We start from the raw sequence: 356 nt of genomic DNA on the forward strand, positions 1-356 counted from the left end.
AGGCGCAGAGCCTCGAGGACCGAAACGGGATCGACTACATCTCGCCGCTCTCGGGGTTCGGCCGCCACGCCGTCGACCAGCTCGTCGACGCCACCTTCGACGTCCAGCAGGGGCCGAGCGAGGAGGTCCCCAAGGCGGACTACGAGGACGAGCTCCGGACGCTCATCGCGGACGAGCACGGCGAGGAGACCGTGACCGACGTGTTCCCGGACCACGACCAGACGTACGTCCACGGGCGGAACGACTGACCCTCCCGCTGCGTCGGGCCTCTGTTCTCCGATCCCGTGTTAAAGACCCTCGCTACTGTGCGAGCGGCGTTTCCTCCCTTCGTCCGCAAGGATCGGCCGCGATGGTCG

General features: G+C 67.7%; 1 pseudogene. It reads left to right on the forward strand.

From position 1 onward, the window contains the following. Positions 1 to 248 (forward strand): annotated as a pseudogene (locus EXE44_RS18625) (alpha hydrolase); the annotation flags it as partial. Between the last annotated feature and the right edge of the window lie 108 nt (positions 249 to 356).

The organism is Halorubrum sp. SS7, assembly GCF_005435055.1.
GTDB classification, from domain to species: domain Archaea; phylum Halobacteriota; class Halobacteria; order Halobacteriales; family Haloferacaceae; genus Halorubrum; species Halorubrum salinarum.